The sequence below is a fragment of the Pseudomonas sp. 05N432 genome, assembly GCF_056396945.1.
In genome coordinates, this window is record NZ_JBFTMM010000083.1 from 1 (window position 1) to 521 (window position 521).

At 63.5% G+C, this 521-nt stretch carries 1 protein-coding gene; it reads left to right on the top strand.

Features of this window, described 5'->3' with window-relative positions:
- The coding region (locus tag AC1DHT_RS29340) for an immunoglobulin-like domain-containing protein (RefSeq protein WP_477761602.1) at positions 1 to 521 on the top strand (521 nt) is incomplete at both ends.

Genomic DNA, 521 nt, shown 5'->3' on the forward strand with positions numbered 1-521 from the left:
CCGGCCGTTACCACCGGCCGTTACCACGATCACCGATTCGATCGATAACACCGGGCTGACGCTCACCGCCAACAACACGATTACCGAAGGCGGCCAGATCACCTACACCGCGACCCTGACCAATCCGGCCGGCACGCCGATGACCGTGACGCTCAGCAATGGCGCGGTGATCAACATCGAGGCCGGCAAGACCAGCGGTTCCGTGGTGGTCGACACCCCGGCCAACGACGTCTACAAAAACGGCAGCACCGTCAGCACCACCATCGAAAGCACCACCGGTGGCAACTTCGAACAGTTGACCCCGAGCACGACGCCGGCAGTCACGACGATCACCGACTCGATCGACAACACCGGMCTGTCCCTGGCAGCGACCGGTTCGGTCACCGAAGGCGGYCAGATCACCTACACCGCGACSCTGASCAACCCGGCCGGYACGCCGATGACCGTSACSYTGAGCAACGGCGCGGTGATCAACATCGAAGCCGGCAAAACGTCCGGTTCCGTGGTGGTCGATACCCCGG